10 protein-coding genes are annotated in these 19,707 nt (G+C 46.7%); 8 read left to right on the top strand and 2 right to left on the bottom strand.

The window, feature by feature from the left end:
- Positions 1 to 293: 293 nt before the first annotated feature.
- Complete coding sequence (locus ONB37_11570; protein ID MDZ7400795.1) at positions 294 to 2,492, bottom strand: glycoside hydrolase family 3 C-terminal domain-containing protein; 2,199 nt, start codon at positions 2,490 to 2,492, stop codon at positions 294 to 296.
- A gap of 743 nt (positions 2,493 to 3,235) precedes the next feature.
- Here ONB37_11570 and ONB37_11565 point away from each other — a divergent pair.
- From ONB37_11565 to liaF, 3 genes are all read left to right on the top strand, one after another.
- Entirely contained in the window at positions 3,236 to 4,603 is a 1,368-nt protein-coding gene (locus tag ONB37_11565) for a hypothetical protein (GenBank protein MDZ7400794.1), read from the top strand.
- Between the two features lie 79 nt (positions 4,604 to 4,682).
- Positions 4,683 to 4,832 (top strand): hypothetical protein, encoded by a 150-nt coding sequence (locus ONB37_11560; GenBank protein ID MDZ7400793.1) that lies wholly within the window; start codon positions 4,683 to 4,685, stop codon positions 4,830 to 4,832.
- A gap of 17 nt (positions 4,833 to 4,849) precedes the next feature.
- A complete protein-coding gene (gene liaF / locus ONB37_11555; protein ID MDZ7400792.1) occupies positions 4,850 to 5,287 on the top strand; it encodes a cell wall-active antibiotics response protein LiaF in 438 nt (145 codons plus the stop codon).
- A gap of 159 nt (positions 5,288 to 5,446) precedes the next feature.
- Here the strand turns inward: liaF and ONB37_11550 are convergent, their stop codons facing one another.
- The gene (locus ONB37_11550; protein ID MDZ7400791.1) at positions 5,447 to 6,556 is read right to left on the bottom strand and encodes a DUF1460 domain-containing protein; all 1,110 of its coding nucleotides are present in this window, start codon (positions 6,554 to 6,556) and stop codon (positions 5,447 to 5,449) included.
- A 784-nt stretch (positions 6,557 to 7,340) separates the two neighbouring features.
- On the opposite strand from ONB37_11550, the gene ONB37_11545 reads away from it, so the two are divergent.
- The 5 genes from ONB37_11545 to ONB37_11525 form a co-directional block, all read left to right on the top strand.
- A complete protein-coding gene (locus ONB37_11545) occupies positions 7,341 to 10,268 on the top strand; it encodes a TonB-dependent receptor (GenBank protein ID MDZ7400790.1) in 2,928 nt (975 codons plus the stop codon).
- A 24-nt stretch (positions 10,269 to 10,292) separates the two neighbouring features.
- Entirely contained in the window at positions 10,293 to 11,516 is a 1,224-nt protein-coding gene (locus tag ONB37_11540) for a RagB/SusD family nutrient uptake outer membrane protein (protein MDZ7400789.1), read from the top strand.
- Positions 11,517 to 11,627: 111 nt separating this feature from the next.
- Positions 11,628 to 13,370, top strand: coding sequence for a GWxTD domain-containing protein (locus ONB37_11535; GenBank protein ID MDZ7400788.1), 1,743 nt, complete (start codon positions 11,628 to 11,630; stop codon positions 13,368 to 13,370).
- Positions 13,371 to 13,509: 139 nt separating this feature from the next.
- Positions 13,510 to 16,740, top strand: coding sequence for a hypothetical protein (locus ONB37_11530; protein ID MDZ7400787.1), 3,231 nt, complete (start codon positions 13,510 to 13,512; stop codon positions 16,738 to 16,740).
- Positions 16,741 to 17,041: 301 nt separating this feature from the next.
- Positions 17,042 to 19,707 (top strand): hypothetical protein (locus ONB37_11525; GenBank protein ID MDZ7400786.1); only part of this gene is annotated, 2,666 nt, incomplete at its 3' end.

Genomic DNA, 19,707 nt, shown 5'->3' with positions numbered 1-19,707 from the left:
GAGCAATTGAAACCATGTCCTGTAATTTTTTCAAAAGCAACGCTGAGAAATTGATTCACAGGATCAGATAAACAGTTCTTGATGCAAAAATTGGAAATAAATAATAGTGTCATTCCTGCGGATGACGGAATTTCTTTCTAATAGGATATTGGGTCAATTAAATAAAGAGGTGCCTGCATTCGCAGGCATGACATATCCCTTGTTTTTGGAATTTTGCAACAGAATCTGCTTAGTTGCTGGCCCGATGGGATTCGAATTTTAGTATGAAAAACGGGATCTTTCTCACGCACTCGCTACTTTGGCGATTGTGCGATTTCAAAGCTTGCTTCCAATCCATCAACCGAACTGTTGCCGATCCAGATTTTGAAAGCACCTGGCTCTACCACATATTCCAAGTTTTGGTTGTGAAAACCTAGCTCGTTTGCTGACAATTGAAACTCGATCAGTTTTTTCTCCCCTGGTTGAAGGTGGATCCGCTGAAATCGTTTCAGTTCTTTCACTGGACGAGCGAGGCTGCCAACGAGATCTCGGATGTAGAGCTGGACCACCTCATCGCCGCTCCGCTTTCCGACATTCTCAACTTCGATACCGGCGTTCACCTGGCTGTCGCGTCCAGCACCTTCGATGCGAATTTGAAGATTGCTGAATTTGAATTGTGTATAGCTCAAGCCAAAGCCAAACGGAAATTGCGGAGTGACCGGAAGGTCGAGATATCTTGAGCTGTATTTTTCTGAAGCCGGAGGACGTCCACTGTTCTTGTGGTTATAAAAAATGGGGATCTGCCCAACGGATCTCGGGAATGTTACTGGCAATTTTCCACCAGGATTATAGTCACCGAACAAAACATCAGCGATGGCATTTCCCGATTCGACGCCCAACTGCCAGGCCTCAATAATCGCTGGGATATGTTCTGCAATCCATGGGATGGTCAGCGGCCGACCGTTCATCAGCACAACGATGGTTGGAGTGCCCGTCGCAAACACCGCCTTCACCAGTTGTTCCTGATCGCCAGGCAAGTCCAATGAAGCCCGGCTGGATGCCTCTCCGCTCAAGGCTTCGCTTTCCCCTACAACGAGGACTGCGACCTCAGCGTTTTTGGCCAATTGAACCGCTTTCGAAATTCCCGAACCAGATTTGCGCTCGATTGGACATCCCTGCGCATATCGAATTCGCTCGCTTGGAATTTTAGTTTTGATGCCCTCCAGAACAGAGATCACATCACTATCTTTGCCCTCGCCGAGCCAGCAGCCCAATGGATCATGCTTATTGTCGGCCAAAGGCCCAATCAGCGCCAGCGATTTTATATTTTTGCTCAAAGGCAAAATCTGGCCTTCATTTTTTAAAAGCACGATGGATTTCCTGGCGCTTTCCAGTGCCAGCTCCCGATGTTCTTTGCTTAAAATGAGCGATGTTTCCAATTGCGGGTCGATATAAGGACGATCGAATAATCCCAGCATGAATTTGATGCGCAATACCCGACGCACAGCGGTATCGATGAGTCGTTCATCGATCTCGCCTGATTTTACCAGTTGCGAAAGTTGGCTTTGATAGACAAAACCCATCATATCCATATCCACACCAGCAGACAAGGCTAACTTTGCAGCTTCGGCTGGCGTTGCGGCGACTCCATGATTCAATAATTCACCAATCGCATTCCAATCACTGACAACAAATCCCTGGAATCCAAGCTCATTACGCAGCAATTGAGTCAATATGTAAGGATTGGCTGAGGCGGGCAAGCCATTCAATTCGTTGAAAGCGCTCATGATGGTTCCAGCGCCTGCTTCAATGGCAGCTTTAAACGGCGGCAGGTAGACATCCAGCAAGGTCTGAAGTGACATGTCCACTGTAAAATAATCACGCCCTGCCTGAGCGGCACCATAGCCTATGTAGTGCTTGGGGCAAGCGACAATCGTAAGCGGGTCTCTCAAGTCTTTGCCCTGAAATCCTCTCACCCGTGCCCCCGCAAGCACCGACCCCAAATAAGGATCTTCTCCAGCGCCTTCAGCGATACGGCCCCAGCGTGGATCTCGAGCGATATCGACCATGGGCGCGAACGTCCAATGTGTCCCACTGGCCGCCGCTTCCCTGGCTGCCATCGCTGCGGTTTTCTCTACCAAATCAGGATCCCAACTGGCCGCCTCGGCTAACGGGATCGGAAAAACCGTTCGATAGCCATGGATCACATCGTTCCCAAATATCAATGGGATTTTCAATCGAGTTTCCTCTACCGCAATGCGCTGCAGTTCATTGGCCTGTTTTGCCCCGTGAATATTCAAAAATGATCCGATCTTGCCCTCACGAACCTGTTGTTTGAACGTATCACTGACACCACTTACCTGATGCAGTTGACCAATTTTTTCCTCCAGCGTCATCTGCTCCAACAATACATCGATCCGGCGCTCGATCTCCGGATTGCTTTCCAGTTTCTGTCCATAACAAGCGACAACCCACAATACCAATAGCAGGACAAAAAGCCTTGCTGCTTTCATGTTCACTCTCCTCCGATAAGGTCCGAATGTCTAAATTTGAATTCTCTCCAATTGATCAGTAAACCAGCAATAGGACGAAAGTCACCTTTTTCCGAGCTTTAACCAAGCAACTTCAAACTTCCGGCATATTCCAAATTAGATGGATTTATTTTCAGTTCTTCTCAAGCAATATCCTGAAACTCCAAGAGGGCACGATCATCAAAAGATCCGTAGCATTAGTCAAATGGTTCTCTTAAAGTGTCACAAAATAAAAAATATTCCGATAAGAGTCAAGCCAAAATTTGCCCGAGAAAAATGATCATTTTAAGCTATTTCCCAATTTAGCTCTATCAGCTATGGTCGAATTGATCTGATCCAAATTATCATCATCTCAGCAAAGGATAAAAAAAAGAAAATTTACTTTTCATAAACGGGCAAAACTTTTCTCGAAAATCAATATGGTGAAGCAAAAGATATGATTGCGACTGTACAGCCTATTTCTTCAATTTCGATTCTTGCCATTTTTGGCACGCACAACAAAACTCTTGAAAAACTTCCAAAATTTTCTTATGTTCAGCTTCAATTTTTAATCACCATGCATTGCCGTGATAATTCCCGTTGGCTGATACTTAAATGTTATGCCTGCAAATGCTGGCATCTGTTGAGTATTTGATTGAATAAATTGGCTAAGTAACCCAGCAAGAACCATGATAAATGATTAATTTTTTATTGGGCCTATTTAAATAGAGGATGCTGCACCGCAAATGGAAAAATTTATCAACGCTAAACAGGCAGGACAATTAATTTCCCAATTGGGCGAAGAATTTGTTATAGTAAAAAACCCAGATTACATCCATCCCGAGTTCGAGGTGTATCCCCTGGCGCCCAAAATTACCCACCCAATTGAACAACTGCATGCAATCGTGATGGACATGGACGGCACGACAACCACGACCGAATCATTGTGCTTGCACTCATTGGAATACATGATCCGAAAAATAACCAGCCGGATGACGAAGGAGTGCTGGACTGGATTGGACCGGACAATCGATTATCCTCATATTATTGGCAATAGCACGACCCGACATGTGGAATATCTGATCCAAAGGTACCGTCCGTTCATCGATCCAGAGGCATTGAAACGCGCGTATTTTCAAGCTGCAGTGTGGTTGATATTGAACGGCCAGGATAAAAGGCGGGCTGAAGAAGTCAAAAATAATCTTATCAACTTAGGCTGCCAGGATGTTTTAATGGACGATCACCTTATCCAAGCTACAAAAAAACCGGTATCAGAACCGAAAATGGTCGAATCGATCGTTTCATGCTTGCTGGATCGATATGGCCCAAAGTTCCATGCTAGGACTTTCTCGGAAATCGTCCGAGCTGGGATAGATATTTATTATCAGCGCTATCATGAGATTCTCAGTCTGATAGAGGCGGGAAAAGGTGAAAACTTATCCGAACAAATATTAGGGCGATCAGATGCTCATCTAATCGAACCCATGCCTGGTGTAGGTGAATTTTTAGCTCTGGTCAAAGGCTGGCTTGGCGATGAAATACAAAACCTTTTGCCTATGCTCATCGACAAGTTTCGATCTGATGCCACTTATGATCCGCATTTGGATATAGAAACTGCAAAAAGCAAGCTGACGACGCTGGGAAACAGATTCGACCATCATCCGCTCAAGGTAGCGGTTGTCACCTCCTCTATTTTATACGAAGCAAGGGTAGTGCTCGGAGAAGTCTTTCGAGTGCTAAAGCAGCAGATCGAGCAATGGCCTGTTAGTACAGCTCGGAAAAAGTTGTTGCTTGAAAAATTTACTGATTATCGGCTCATCTATGATGGTTTTGTCACGGCTTCCGATTCGAGCGAGATCCGGCTTAAGCCGCATCGGGATTTGTACAGCATTGCCCTTCATCAGTTAGGCATTCCGAAAGAGAGATTTAATCAGGTAATTGGCTTCGAAGACAGTGAGAGCGGTACGATCGCTATTCGGGCTGCTGGGATCGGATTATGCGTAGCTGTACCTTTCGCAGATACTCAGCACCACGATTTGCGAGCCGCTGCATTTGTTTTAAAAGGCGGTCTGCCAGAGGCGTTATTGCGATACAATCTATTTCTCAGACTGTAATAAAAATGAAACGCATAAAGCTTTGAACCGTATCAAATCAGCGCACCAATGTAACAATCGAATAACGGAAAGGGATAAAATGAGTGATTATTTCCAGAGCGGTATTTTCAACCGAAGAAGAATGCTTGCAGGGGCTATTATCATTGTCATCGGTGTGCTGATCTTGCTCAATAATCTTGGCATTATCGATCTTGGCCGTGTAATTGCTGAAATTGGCCCATCCTGCTGATCCTTTTAGGCATCCGCATGGGATTGCTTAGCACAAAACGCCATATTGCCAAAAGCCAACTTGTTGATGATCAAACGCTATCTGATACACCAAAGGCTTACTATTCCAATGTGTTCGGCGATTTGGAGATCAAATTGAAGAATCATGAATTTCAAACTGGTAGAATAAAAAATGAGTGTGGCGATACAACGCTTGATTTGATCGAGCTGAAAATTGTTTCAGGAGAAAAGCAAATAAATGTGACTGGTGTTTTTGGAGACATCCATGTGATAACACCGAAACATGTGCCTTTCTATTTAAAAGCTTCAATTTTAGCCGGGGATATTAAATTGTTGGGCGAAAGACACAGCGGCTTATTGCTCGATAAGGAATTCAAATCGCCAGATTATGTTTCTGCCTTCAATCGTTTGAAAATCTATATCTCGCACGTTTTCGGCGACGTCAAAGTCTCATGATTCTACCGACTGAAATGACCCGATGGATAGTGGAATAAAATGCAACTTGGCGAACTTGGTCAAAAAGAGCCGCTGAAGACTAAAATCAAGATTTGGTTTCAGCCATCTTAGCTTCGATCGCAATGCATGTCCTCTATCCCAAATCCAGCCCAACGAAATTTAAAATACAGGGCCGATTTTCAGTTTTGGCGCCAGTGGTCCATCCCGCTTCATCAATTCCCAGAGTGGATCCTCCCGGAGGCGGAGAAATTTGAACCCATAAAAATATGGCTTATAGGCGATCAATGGCTTCTCTTTCGGCGATTTTTTGCCTTGATTTTTTGCCCGTAGCCTTTCGTTCTCTGCCATGATCTTCTGATTTTTGATCCGAGCCTCGTCATTGAATCGCTTTCGTTCTTCATTATTTTTCTTGGCATTGCGATAGAGATCTATCAGTGGCTCCTGCTTCACTCGTGGATGCGTGGAGTGCAATAGATTGATGGTCCCATCTTCGCTTTTCGTGATCAATCCCACATGCCCAACCCATTTGCTATTCTCAAAGCCCCGAACAATATTCACAAAATCTCCAGGTTGCAACTGATCGATCACTTTGGGCAGCAGGTCGTAGGGAAGGTAGCACCATTTTGCTTTTTCAACTGGGATGAACTGACCAATGCCCCATCTTGAAAGAAATTTGGCTCGATCCACCACCGTGGTTTCCCATGCGGTTTGGTCGCCACCAAGTTCGGCTGTAATGTCCTGAACCAGCCAATTATTATTGACATCCCAATCGAACTCAGTATAGTGGTTTCGGGTCGCCAAACCAATTTCGCCGTTCTTATAGCGAATGCGTTGCAAGATGGCAAAAAAGCTCTTCCAATCATAGGCTAACGCCATGGCGTAAATATGCTCGGCAAACACAACACAATCGCTTTTGTCGATAGAATATAGTGGGTCAGGATCGTATATTTCAAACGGAAATTCGCCCAACAGGTAGATTTGATACGGTTGCCCTAGACATTTTTGCGCCAAATGCTGTACCCGTAGCCTGAGGTTTGGCTCTGTGCTCTGAAGATAGCCTAAATAAGCATCTATTTGAGCAGGGGTAAATTTGTATAGGGGTTGAGATTTCAATTTTTTCAGTTCATCTGCTTGAATATTTAGCAAACCAATCGTTTCGAGCTCCTCCTGGGAAAGCGGAACGCTTTTCCATTTCGGCTGCATTACGGCGCAATTCAAAAAAATCAAAAATCCAAGAGCGAAGGCAAGAAAGTAGTGCCTTTTTCTCATTTGAGTACCCCTTTCGTAAATTGGTTCTGGAAAAACGAGGCAAGTGTTATGCGTTTGCTGCTTTATTGACAAAAAGATAAAAAGATTAATTCTGATATGCAAGCAATATTTTTCACGCAAATCATATTCAAAGACGCCTCATTAACGGGCTAATAAGGATATTGCTTTTGCCATGGATCCATGCAAATCTGACAGCAAAAAGTATTGATCAGATTTCCATTAATACCGAAGCGGATTCATTGCTGAGGCAAGCAAATATAACCGATTCGAAGTAAAAAAATCATGCAATGAATTGCACCGTGGGTGAAAAATAGTGCACAACTGCGATAATTTCGAGACAGGCGACAAGAAAAATTGATTTGAATAACAATAGAAAAAATAGTTCACTATTCATGATAATTTTTGCACTTTTTGATGTTCTGAACTGGCATGCATTTTGTTAATAAATCTCTAATCTTTTATTTGAACTTCAAACCAAGCACTTGCACCACTATTATCATCCTACATCCCATTTTTAAATCGAGAATTTGATTTTAGCGAAATTGATGAATGCGTCTGAACGGACGAGCCCCATTATTCATCCGTCCCCAATTCATCAAATTTATTTTAGCTAAAATTGAATTTGAACGCTTTTAAATGGTTACTTGTTTTAGATGCATCAGTTATAAAATCGAATAGCACCCATCAAGACGCTCTGTTTCAGGGGAAGGAGGTGAGCTTTAAAGCTGAAACGAGCGAAAATATGAACAGTATTTGAGGACCAATGAATGGAGGAAAAGAGAAAATGAGAAAACTAACTTTTTTGCTGTGTTGCTTGCTTATTGCAGCGCTGAGCTTGCCAACCCTGGCGAAGGAGATCAAAGGCGTGGTGGTTGACAAGAAAACCAACGCTCCTTTGCCGGGAGCAAATGTATACATTCGGGGAACAACCTTTGGTGCTGCCACAGATATCAATGGGAGGTTTAGCTTCTCGTATGAGCCGACCCGCTCATTCAATTTAACCGTTAGCTACATTGGTTATAAGACCGAAGTTCGTACACTTTCTCCCAGCGAAGATCTCACCAATTTACGTTTCGAAATGATCGAAGACGTGTTCAGAGGCGAAGAAATTGTTGTCACTGGGATTGCTTCGAAGACCGCCAAATCGGTGGCCGAAGTGGCAGTTGCCCGCTTGACGGCCAATCAGCTAACGACTGCAAACTCCTATCAAGAAATTTCACAATTGATCGCTGGAAAAGTGGCTGGAGTGAACATTGCGCCAGCGTCAGGAAACGTAGGTGGTGCGATCCGCTTCAATGTCCGATCGGGTGGCGGATTGAATGGGAACGAACAACCAGTCATTTATATCGATGGCGTCCGAGTGGACAACTCTGAAGTTATCGGTTTTGGTGTTGGCGGTCAGGGGACCTCGACATTGGCGGACATTAACCCTGAGGATATTGAGTCCATCGATATTCTCAAGGGCCCAGCCGGAGCTGCCTCCTACGGCACGAGCGGGTCCAACGGCGTAGTCCTAATCACGACCAAGAAGGGCAAGATGGTCCCTGGTGCACCGAAAGCCATTTCGATCGACTATAAAGTGGTCACTGGTTATAATGAGCAATCTCACAAATATACCGAAGATGAATTCTTATCTTATAAGCACGCCAACGCCATTTTCAAAAAGGGTCCAGTTTTGCAGCATACCTTGAACGCTTACGGCGGCACGGGTCTCATGAAATATTATCTGGGCATCGACCGTCGCTACGAGGATGGGATCATCCCCAATAACTATCTGGATCGAAGGACACTGCGAGCCAATTTCGACATCTACCCGAACAACCGTCTTGTGGTCAATGTGAACACCAGTTATTCGCTCACCGAGAATCGTTTGCCCAATAACGACAACAATATTTTTGGTTTTTTGGGCAATACATTATTGACCCCGGTGCCCTATTGGTTCACGGATAGCGCTTCTGTGAGAGGACTCAAAAATGTCCGGGCAGCCAACCGATTCATCGGGTCAGTTCGAGCTCAGTATAATCCATTTAAAAACTTTGAAGCTTCATTCACATTTGGTGTCGATGATGGCGATCTGAGGAACGACCAGACCTATCCAGCAAACTTGAAATATTCATTCTATCCGAAAGGTCGGCGCGCTATTTACAATCGTCAAAACCGCCAATTCACCTACAATCTCGATGCCCGCTACACCTATTCACCGCTGCCGAATTTGAACATCAGTTCGGTGGTGGGCGCACAATTATTCGATCGAAAGCTGAGAACATTCAACATTCAAAAGAAGGATTATCTCACTGAGTTGATCACCAACATCGGCGCTGGCGAGACATTTGAGGGAGGAGATGAGACCTACAGCCATGAACGAGAGGCCGGCATCTTTACGGATCATTCGTTCTCTTATCTCGATCAATATTTCTTCTCTTTGATGCTCAGAAATGATTATGCCAGTTCTATCGGTTCCAAGGCGCCCAGCATTTTCTATCCGCGAGCAAGTTTTGCGGTTCGCATGGATCGATATAAGTTTTTCCCATCCTTCTTCAATCTGATGAAACTGCGGGCGGCCTATGGCGAGACCGGGGTGCTTCCGCGCACCATCGATGGCATCCCATTGCTGTGGCGGGCAGAGCCGTCTGGCTATGGTGCGGGTGCAGTTTTGTCTGCCATTGGCAATCCAAAAATTGAACCAGAGCGCATCAAAGAACTAGAATTTGGATTTGATGCAGAACTGTTCACTAATTATTCTGTGGAGTTCTCGTACTATCGGCAATATGCCCAAAATTCAATCATCGAGTTTCGGAATGCGCCATCGACTGGCAAGATCGCCACAGCCGTGCCATACAACATCGGTGCGGTAGAAGGTTGGGGCATCGAGTCTCTCGTACAAGCCCGACTTATCAATCGCCGGAATCTCCAGCTCGATCTTTCAGTGACCAATAATTATCAGACCAATAAGGTCAAAGATTTGGGTGGTGCGCAGCCGATTTTCGATGCGTTCGACCTCAACGTGTTTAAGGAAGGCCTCCCAAAACATGCGTTTTACACCCAGAAGGTAGTCGGTGCGCTGTTCAATCCTGATGGCACCTATAAAGGCCCAGATGTGTTGAAGGACGAAAATGGTCAAGAATTGCGGGTGAATTTTGGCACTCCAATTCCGACTTACACTGGTTCGTTCACGATGAACCTCAGGTTCTTGCGGAATTTCAGCCTTTACGTGTTGACCGATTGGGCGACTGGTCATAAGATGTTCAACAATACCAAAGAATTTGCCATTTACCTGGGCAATGCTTTCGGCATCGGAGCAAATAACAAACGTTATCGAGAACTGCAGGACATCCTCGGCATTAAAGAATGGTATGACAACATTCAAAAGGCCGAAGTTGGCTCAGAGGAATACAAGGCAGCGGCGGTAGAATATGCGAAAATGGATCGGCGTTATGATGGCAATTTCATTGAGGATGCCGACTATTTCAAGCTGCGCGAGATTAGCCTCAGCTTCAGCTTCCGCGACCTCCTTTATAAAGTTTATGCCAACCGCTACATATCCGATTTGGTCATCGGAGTCTCTGGCCGAAATCTATGGACAGCGACCAAGTACAGCGGGGCAGATATCGAGATGAATTTCTCAGGAGCTCGAAGCCTGGAGCGTGGGCAGGACTTTTTGACGCTGCAAAATCCGAGAGTTTATAATCTTTGGCTAAGAATTTCCTTATAGGATTAGGATAAGGAGGCACATTCAATGAAAAGACTAACTGCACTTTTAATATTGCTATTATCCTCGCTGCTTATTTGGAGCTCATGCGAGGATTATGCCACATCGGTAGACCCGCTCATCGATCAGGTCGAGGATGCCAGATTGACCAGTGAGAGCCAGACCCCGTTTGTCATTAACGGATTGAAAACCCGCTTTGCCACCACACATGATCAGTTAGGGGTCCTGGCCGGATTGCTTTCCGATGAACTTTTCTTTGACTCAAATGTCCCGAACGCGACTTTTCCGACGTTCCGCGATATCGATGAAGGACAAATCACGTTGGATAATAATTCCGTGGATGGCGTATTTAATGCTCTGGGTGAGCTGCGATTCTTTTCGGATGACATCATCCGTCGCGTCGGTGAAATCACCTTCACCAATGAGGCTTTAAAAAATGAGGCGCTGTTTAATGGCAATTTGTATGGCGGCATTGCGCGTTACATCTACGGCGCCTATTTCGGTTTAAGCCAGGAACAGGGCGGCGGCGTGATCGACAATGGCCCGTTTATTCCATCTAATGAAATGTTCGGTTTGGCCATTGAAAAATTCCAGCAGGCACTGACCCTTGCCAATGATGCACAGAAACGGCTGATTAACTCCTTGATCGCTCGGATTTATCTTCTGAAAGGCGACTTCGCGAATGTGCGAAATTTCGCCCAGAACGGCATGATTGAGGGAGATGAGCCGTTCCAATCCAAGCATAGCATCCAGTCCGACAATTATTTCTGGCAACAAGCCGGAAAGGGAAGAACCCAAGCGGTGCTGGCGCCAAGGTTCAGGCAGTATGTGATCGACGATCCAGCAGAACTCGCCCGTGTGCCAATCGATTCGATACTCGGAAATAACAAGGTCATGTATTATCGGCAGGGCAAATATCCCAACGAATCCTCGCCGATCACTTTCATGAACTGGCAAGAGAACGAATTGATGTTGGCAGAATGTGATCTAAGAGCTGGGAACTCAGCCGGCGCGCTTGACCGAATTAACAAAGTCCGTGCTTCTCATGGGCTCAGCCCATTAGCCAGTGCGGATATGAACGTTCTGATTACGGAGCGCGATAAGGAATTGTTCGTCACCGGCGCTCGGCTTTTGGATCAGCGACGGCTGGATAGCGAGTTCAAGACCTGGCATCTCCCAGCCGGCTCCTGGCGCTATTTCCCAATTACTGAGCGCGAGCGAAATATCAACCCCAACCTAGGCCATCCATGATAACATCATTATTTCATGATTGATTTCGGGCACAAGCATCCAAACATCGGATGCTTGTGCCTTTTTATAGGATGGTTCATTCGTTTTGATACGGAAATCCGGGTGACCATCATGAAATTAGCAACGATCAAACATCTCAACCTCATCTTACAAATTGCGATTTGGCTGCTGATCTTTTCCGTGAAAAGCGCTTTTCTCCAGATAGCAAGTCAAGGTGAAATCCCGGTTGCACATGCCTATTTTGATTCATTATCCTCAGCTGATGAAGCGATTTTTCAGCGAAAATTCGAATTTCCGTTTTTGGCACTGCTCGATAATAATACAAAGACATCCTATCTAAAACTCAGCTCCATTGATCAGCGAAAATCATTCATTAGAGGCTATTGGCTTCAGCAACAACCAAATCCTCTCTCGCCCAGGCATGATTTATTGGAAGCATTTTTGACGCGATGGAATTATGTTCAACGCCATTTTTCCAGCGTCAGGACGCCGTTTTTCGACGACCGTGGCCAAATCTATCTCAAGTATGGTGAGCCGTCGCTCCGCTATCAGGATAGTGGCGGCCGCAGGTCAATAAATTTGTTCAAAGATCGCCAGGTTTATCGCTATATCAGCCAGCTTTATGGTGGATTTCCCCCAGCTTCGGAATATTTCGTTTATCCCAATGAAAGCTGGGTTTATCGAGATCTTGGGCTGGAGTTTGTCATTCATTTCGTGAAGCAGGGGGATGATTTTCGCCAGGTCAGCGATCTCAGCCAGGCAATCGAAAGTGGCATTGCTAAAAACATGGCCTGGTATTGGGGTGATCTGGTGCAATCCCGCGCTCATCTGACACCGTCGTTCTCCCGGGCTGCGAATCTAGCACTGGAAATTCAACAGGATTTGCTGAACCAATCCGTCATGCGCTCTAGTAACACCATCCAAAAAGACCGGCGTTTGCCGCATGAGCGTTTGCTCGAACAAAAAAAAATTCAAGAGATCGAGACAACTCGCTACGTGAGTACCGCTCCAAGCTTCTTCGTACCGATCCACTCTGATCTCAACAAAATCCATTTTTCGACCGATGTGGCTCAATTCCGAGGGGATCATGATTCGACTCGAATTGAGATTCATTTTCGGATGCCGTTTCGCGGCAATATCACCAAGAACAGCTTTTCAGAATTACTCACAATAGAATACCAGACCCTGATTCGGGATCAGATGTTTGCTCCAGTCCGTCATGTTCAGGATTCCACTTGCTATTCAGCCTCATTGATTCAAGAAATTCCCAATGCGATCGGCTTAATACAATTTTCAGCTCTTCCAATCGTTGGAGATATCACCCTACAATTGCGCATGAGTGGGACAGAGCAGGTCGGATTTATTAAACAACCGATCGTCGTTCGGGATTTCTCAGCGCCCAAAGTGATGATCAGCGACATCCAATTCTATTTCTCTCCCCAAAAAATCGATAAATTGCCCCAATCGATCGTTCGGACGATCCAGGATGTGCGACTAATCCCCTACCCTTTCGAGCAGGTACAAAAAAAACGACCGGTTTTTTGTTATTTCGAGGTCTATAACCTCAAATCGGCTGCTATCTCAAACCAATTCAAACTCAAATTAGAGATAGCCAAAGACAAAGTCAGTCAGGGGGCATTGAAGCGCGCTCTCCGATGGCTGACCCGCGCCAAAGATGGCTTTATCTCCCTCGATCAAACGCGCACGCCGGTTCAGGATCGTGAGCTGGAGCTGATTGAACTCGATTTGGGTAAGCTAAAAGCTGGAGATTATCTCATGAGCGTTACGGTTTCATGGAACGATGATCCTCAAAATCATGCCTCGGTGCAAAAGCGCTTTGGAATCGTGGAATGATGGTTACTGCAAATTTTAAATCTGATAGTGAATTTCAGCTTGATTTCGATATTTTATCTGCTATATTCTATTACATCGAAAGCTCACACCACATCATGATATCCTTTTTTAGGATTTAAAAATTAGGAAGGAGTAGAAAATGAGAAAGCATGCCTGGTATTTTTTATTATTCGCACTGATCTTGCCAATAAGCACCCAATCGGATGCGCTCGCCCAATTTGATCCTGAGCTATTTGCTGGTATGAAGGCGCGCAGCATTGGGCCGGCCGGGATGAGCGGAAGGATCGGCACTATTGAGGCAGTGGCTTCCAACCCCAACATCATTTACGTGGGTTCAGCGACTGGTGGGGTATGGAAATCGATAAATGGGGGTATTACTTGGAAACCGATCTTTGATGATCAGCCCGCTTCGTCGATCGGCGCAGTGGCGGTATTTCAGGCAAACCCGAGCATCGTCTGGGTTGGTACGGGCGAGGGTAACCCTCGGAACAGCGTGGGTGTGGGCAATGGCATTTACAAGAGCCTCAACGCTGGAGATAGCTGGGTATTTTTAGGCCTGGAGAAAACCGAAAAAATTCATCGGGTGGTGTTGCATCCATCCAATTCAGAGGTGGCATACGTGGCCGCGCTGGGAACCACCTGGGGAGAGAATCCAGAGCGCGGCGTGTTCAAAACAACGGATGGCGGCAAAAGCTGGCAGAAGATCTTATTCGTCGACGAACGGACCGGCTGTGCTGATCTGGTGATGGATCCGAGCAATCCCAACAAATTGTTTGCGGCGATGTGGGAACATCGACGTTGGCCCTGGTTCTTCAAATCAGGTGGTCCGGGAAGTGGACTTTATCTCACTTATGATGGGGGAGAAACATGGCAAAAGATCACCAGCAAAGATGGATTGCCAGAGGGCGAATTGGGACGCATCGGTGTGGCGATCGCCAAAAGCAATCCTGAAGTGGTTTATGCCCTGGTTGAGGCGAAAAAGAGCGCCCTGTGTCGCTCCGATGATGGGGGAAAAAATTGGAAAATCGTGAATCAATCTCCCAATGTCAACCCTCGTCCCTTTTATTATGCGGATATCCGCGTCGATCCTCAGAACGAAAACCGTGTTTATAGCCTGCATACCAATTTGGTGGTGAGCGAAGATGGGGGCAAAACATTTGAGCGCATTCGTTCGCGGATTCATTCGGATCATCATGCGCTGTGGATTCATCCGGATAACGGCAATTTTATGATTGATGGGAACGATGGTGGTGTGGCGATCAGTTACGATCGAGGCCAGACGTGGCGTTTTGTAGAGAACTTGCCTTTAGCGCAATACTATCACATCAATATCGATATGGAGCTTCCTTACAATGTCTATGGTGGGATGCAGGACAATGGTTCATGGTGCGGCCCCAGCGATGTTTGGGAGACGGGCGGGATTCGAAATTATCATTGGGAAGAGGTCGGCTTTGGCGATGGTTTTGCCACTTTGAGCGATCCGCATGATCCTGTTATCGGTTATAGCATGTCTCAGGGAGGCTATCTCACCCGTTTCAATCGCATCACTGGGGAGCGCAAGGACATTCGGCCGGCAGCGCCTGATGGGATCGAATTGCGTTTCAATTGGAACGCTGCCATTGCCATTGATCCGTTCGAGCCGAATACCGTTTATTACGGCAGCCAATTTGTGCATAAGAGCACCGACCGCGGCGATAGTTGGCAGATCATCAGCCCTGATTTAACCACGAATGATCCAGAGAAGCAGCGGCAGATCGAGAGCGGGGGCTTGACCTACGATGTCACCCATGCCGAAAATCACTGTACGATTTTGACCATTGCGCCTAGCCCTGTGCAACGTGGGGCAATCTGGGTCGGGACTGATGATGGCAATGTGCAGGTGACCCGCGACGGGGGCAAAAATTGGGAGAATGTGGTGAAGAACATCCCAGATTTGCCAGCCAATACCTGGTGTCCTCATATTGAGCCATCGAAATTCGATGCTGGAACGGCTTATGTGGTATTCGATGATCATCAGCGGAGCAACTGGACAACTTATATTTATAAAACTGAGAATTTCGGGAAGAAATGGGAGAGCCTGACCAAAAACGATCCAACGGCCTCTCGGGCCAAAAATTCTCCGGAGCGCTGGGGTTTTGTGCATGTGATTGAACAGGACCCAGTCAACAAGAATCTATTGTACCTTGGAACGGAGTTCGGGCTATTCATCAGTTTTGATGATGGCAAAAATTGGATGAAGTGGAAACATGGGGTTCCAACTGTCCCGGTGCGGGCGCTGATCGTTCACCCCAGGGAACACGACCTGGTGATCGGCACGCATGGTCGCGCGGCGTTTATTTTGGATGACGTTCGGCCGCTGCGATCGATTTCAAAGAGCATAATCGAAAGGCCATTGCATATTTTCGAAGTACCAACCGCATATCAACATACCATCCGCCCGGCGGCTGGCTATCATTTCCCAGCCGATGCCATGTTCAGCGGAGAGGGACGACCTTATGGCGCAATGATCAGCTATTATCTAATCCCACCGGATAAAACAGATAACCGCGCCGAAACACAAGAGCCATCCGAACAAAAAGATGCATCCGCTGAGGAACAGCAGAGGGCAAAGGAACCGACAATCACCATCGAGATTTTGGATTCAACGCAGCAGGTAATTCGCAAATTTGATGGCCCAATGAAGAAGGGTATCAACCGGGCTTGGTGGGATCTGCGCCGCGACGGCTGGCAGATGCCCAGCATCACGGGTCGCGCCCGCGGCTTTGCTCCCGCCGGACCAGAGGTTCTGCCGGGGACCTATTATGTGAAGATAAAATTGGGAAACAATGAGGCAATTGAAAAATTCCAGGTCCTGCCAGATCCCAGAGTCTCAATCCCCATGGCGGAACGGCTGGAGAAGTATCAAACGTTGCTTCACGTGGGACAACGAATCGAGGTGGTCACCGAGGCGGTCGAGCGGATTCGGAAGGTGGAAAAAAGCGTGGACCTGGTGCTGGAGAAAATAAATGAAGATAAAGAAGCTCCAGCAACAAAAGAATTAAAGACTGCCGCGAATGAATTGAAAAAGCGGTTGAAGCAGGTGTTGCATCTCTTTGTCGACGATGCCACCAAACAGGGTATTACTCGCCAGGAAAATGTCAGTCGCAAATTATGGTATGTTTCCAATTCATTGACATCTTCCTGGGAAAAACCAACCGATTCCCAGATGATGTATTTGCATCAGGCTGAAGAGGCCATGCAAAAAGCACTGGATCAATTCAATCAGCTTTTTGAAAAAGATGTAGCTGATTTCCAGTTGAAGCTCAAACAAGCGAATTTCTCAATCTTCCCAACAGTAGAACCGCTGAATATGGACTGGAAAAAGAGATGATTATCAGTGATCAGTAATCAGTAATCAGTGATCAGTGATCAGTGATCGGGACAGGACAGATAGCGGGAGTTGAGGTCCGTTGCGAGGATAAAATTGAGGCGGTTCGGTCGCATCGCAGCTTCGCTCCCGCTTGAGTTTTGGCATTAGCTTTTGATTGAGCTTTGCGCAATTACCCGCTTAGTCCAAAACTGACAAAAAATTGGCTTGCTATTTAGCCCGCCGTTTTGTATTATCATTCCAGATCGAATTAGAAACACACCTTGTTCGGCTCATTATGAAAATTTATTGGTTGACATGCGTTTTGGCCATCATAATCATTAGCAACGGCTATTCCCAATTTCAACACAGGTATAGCCAGTTCGAACGGAACTTCAGCCTATCCGTTGATTCCAGCACCACGGTCTATAGCCTTCCCGACAGTTTTTTGATCAGAGGCTCTGAGCGGATTTATCGAGACAGTACCAAATTGTATCAAGGAATTGATTATCAGATCGACTATAGCCGTGGCAAATTGATCTGGCTGAAGCCGATTGCAGGGATGCAGAAGCTTCAAATTTACTATCAATTCATTCCGCTGCCGATACGAGCGCAATATTTTCATCGGGAGTTGATGGTCTATCAGCCGTCGGACTCGTCCACTCCGGCCGTCCGCAGCTCGATCGTTTCGCGGCGTGGCGCTTCTGAAAGCGCTTCGGCCCTAAGGCAAAACGGTAGCATTGTGCGAGGTATCAGCATTGGAAGCAACCAAGGGCTAAAGCTGGAATCTGGGCTGCGAATGCAGATCTCAGGCAAGATCGCTGAAAAATTGGAGGTCGTTGCAGCTCTCACTGATCAGAATACGCCCATTCAGCCTGAGGGCAACACTCAGACGCTGCAGGAAATTGACAAGGTGTTCATTCAACTCAAAGGAGAGCAGTTCCAATCAACCTTAGGCGATTATTATTTGAGCTTTGAAGGGACCGAGTTCAGTCCCTACAATCGAAAATTGCAGGGAGTGATGGGTTCATTTGAACTGGGAAGAACAAAGGGGGCGATTTCGGCTGCCGTCTCCCGCGGAAAATTCACTACAAATTTCTTCTTGGGTCAAGAGGGAAATCAGGGGCCCTATCAGCTCAAAGGTGACCGCGGGCAGATCGACATCATCGTACTGGCTGGCACGGAAAAAGTGTGGGTCGATGGCCAACTCATGACCCGCGGTGAAAACAATGATTATGTGATTGAATACAGCAATGGCCAAATCACATTCACACGCCATCGCCTTATTACGGCTGACTCCCGAATCACTGTGGACTTTCAATATTCGGATCAGAAATTTCAGCGCAGCCTTTATGGGATTGACGTTTCAACAGCCACCGATGATGAACGATTGAAATTTGGCGTCCGAATGCTGCGCGAAGCTGATAATAAGAACAATCCGCTAGATTACACCCTCACTGAAGCCAACCGCAACCGTCTCCAACAGGCTGGGGACAATCGCGATTCGGCCTTTGTTTCCGGGGTTAATTATCTCGGCCCAGGCAAAGGAAATTATGTCGCCGTCGATTCCGCTGGGGTGAAGTTCTATCGGTATGTTGGTCCAGGCCTTGGCGATTATAACATTGGCTTCAATTACGTCGGCCCCAATAATGGCTCGTATCAATTGGCTGGTTACGCCAATTACAAATACGTCGGACCTGGAAAGGGAAGCTACTTGCCGGTGATATTTTTGACGCCGCCAGAGAGCCACGATCTCATCGACTTGGCATTCGCCTATCAGCCTGGCAAACATTTTCAGATCCATACTGAACTGGCCGCGAGTCGCTTTGATCGAAATCTAATTTCTGACCGAGATGATGATGATAATTTTGGGATGGCCATGCTTGCCCGATTGGGGTTCAAGCAGCAGCCGATTCGAATTGCTGGCAAGAAGTTCGGCCAATTCGATCTATTGGGTCGCATTCGGCGCGTCCATCAGCAGTTTCAATACATCGATCGTTCTGAAGAGGTGGAAAAAAATCGCAAATGGGATTTGATCAATCTCGCTCCCCAGTCCGAACGAATCTTCGAGCTTCAGGGGGGTTATTCTCCAGCCGAGCCCCTCAAAATCACAGGCGCTTTGGGCGAGAACCAGCGCGGCGATAGTTTTCAGTCCCGACGCTGGGAAATGGGGTCAGAAATCCTGTTTCAAAAAATCCCCCAGCTTCGGTACCGCATCGAGTCCATCTCCAGCGATGCGCCCGAGCAACAACGCACGAGTCGCTGGGTTCGACAATTTGGCAGCGGCAGATATTCCCTCTGGAAGCTGCAATCCTCGCTCGATTTTCAGGCCGAACAAAAACAGGAGCGATTTCAAGATTCAATGGCGCTGGGGTTCCGGTATTACGAGATTGGACCAATGCTCAAATTGGTCGATTGGCACAGAATGGGCGTCTCATTTGGTATTAGCCAGCGCCAGCAAGATAAATGGGACGCTGGGGGGTTCAAACGCGAATCTGAAGCCATCACTCAAACCGCAAACTGGGAATTACGTGATTGGAAACGACTTTCGGTGGCGTTTCAATACACACATCGAGAACGGAATTATTCGGATCCAACTGTGGGCCGAAAGCTGACAGATCTGGCCGATCTCCGAGCTGATTATTCTGCTCTAAATCAGGCGATTACCACCAACTGGTATTATCAGGTTTCGAACACTCAAGTTGCAAAGCTTGAGCGAATCCCCATCAAGGTCGAACGCGGCCAGGGCGATTACCGCCTCAATGAGGACTCTACCGACTATGTTTATGATCCATTGTTCGGTGATTACATTTTGCGAGTGCGAGCCACTGATGCGTTCGTCCCGGTCGTGGAACTCCGTGCGAGCAGCACCATTAAAATTCAGCCAGAGCTGCTCTGGAAACAAAGCAAAGCGCCATCCCGAAAAATGATACAAAAATGGCTGTCATTCATCTCTTCTGAGACTTTTGTCCAATTGGAAGAAAAGACTCA

Source organism: candidate division KSB1 bacterium (assembly GCA_034506395.1).
GTDB lineage: Bacteria > Zhuqueibacterota > Zhuqueibacteria > Thermofontimicrobiales > Thermofontimicrobiaceae > Thermofontimicrobium.
The sequence above is the reverse complement of the archived record's forward strand: the minus strand, read 5'-3'. Positions and strand labels throughout refer to the sequence as shown.

Excerpts from the sequence above, each read along its gene's own strand:
- ONB37_11560 (MDZ7400793.1), top strand. The coding sequence starts at position 4,683 with ATGAGTGATTATTTCCAGAGCGGTATTTTCAACCGAAGAAGAATGCTT.
- ONB37_11565 (MDZ7400794.1), top strand. The coding sequence starts at position 3,236 with ATGGAAAAATTTATCAACGCTAAACAGGCAGGACAATTAATTTCCCAA.
- liaF (MDZ7400792.1), top strand. The coding sequence starts at position 4,850 with ATGGGATTGCTTAGCACAAAACGCCATATTGCCAAAAGCCAACTTGTT.
- ONB37_11550 (MDZ7400791.1), bottom strand. The coding sequence starts at position 6,556 with ATGAGAAAAAGGCACTACTTTCTTGCCTTCGCTCTTGGATTTTTGATT.
- ONB37_11530 (MDZ7400787.1), top strand. The coding sequence starts at position 13,510 with ATGAGAAAGCATGCCTGGTATTTTTTATTATTCGCACTGATCTTGCCA.
- ONB37_11535 (MDZ7400788.1), top strand. The coding sequence starts at position 11,628 with ATGAAATTAGCAACGATCAAACATCTCAACCTCATCTTACAAATTGCG.
- ONB37_11545 (MDZ7400790.1), top strand. The coding sequence starts at position 7,341 with ATGAGAAAACTAACTTTTTTGCTGTGTTGCTTGCTTATTGCAGCGCTG.
- ONB37_11540 (MDZ7400789.1), top strand. The coding sequence starts at position 10,293 with ATGAAAAGACTAACTGCACTTTTAATATTGCTATTATCCTCGCTGCTT.
- ONB37_11570 (MDZ7400795.1), bottom strand. The coding sequence starts at position 2,492 with ATGAAAGCAGCAAGGCTTTTTGTCCTGCTATTGGTATTGTGGGTTGTC.